Below are 559 nucleotides of genomic sequence, written 5' to 3'. Positions count from 1 at the left end.
AGCCAACTTCTTTGGCTTCAACCTCAATTGGGTTTTCTTCACGTAAATCTCTTAATGCTTCATAATCTTTATGGCGGTATAACGCATTATCATCAATAGTTACTTTAGCATCAACTGCTAAAATTTTGTTATCACTAGTTTTTAAAACAGGATTTATTTCGAATAATGAAGAATCAGACTTTACATAAGCCGTATAAAGCGCCATTACAAATTTGGTCATTTCTTTAAAAGCTGTACCGCTTAAACCTAAGTTAAAGGCAATACGTCTTGCTTGGAAAGGCAATAAACCAACAGCAGGATCAATTTCTTCAGTAAAAATTAAATGTGGGGTTTCTTCGGCCACAGTTTCAATATCCATACCACCTTCAGTAGAATACATTATCATATTTCTACCTGTACCTCTATTTAATAAAACAGACATGTAATACTCTTCTGTTTCACTTTCGCCTGGGTAATAAACATCTTCAGCAACTAGTACTTGGTGCACTTTTTTTCCTTCAGCAGATGTTTGCGGGGTTATAAGGTTCATTCCTATTATTTGGCCAGCTAATGTTTCAAC

The 559-nt window shown here is 34.9% G+C and carries 1 protein-coding gene; it reads right to left on the bottom strand.

The annotated features are described in order from the left end of the window. Positions 1–559 (bottom strand): ATP-grasp domain-containing protein (locus tag FUA24_RS01050; protein WP_317131915.1); only part of this gene is annotated, 559 nt, incomplete at both ends.

Source organism: Seonamhaeicola marinus, from assembly GCF_008085455.1.
The sequence above is the reverse complement of the archived record's forward strand: the minus strand, read 5'-3'. Positions and strand labels throughout refer to the sequence as shown.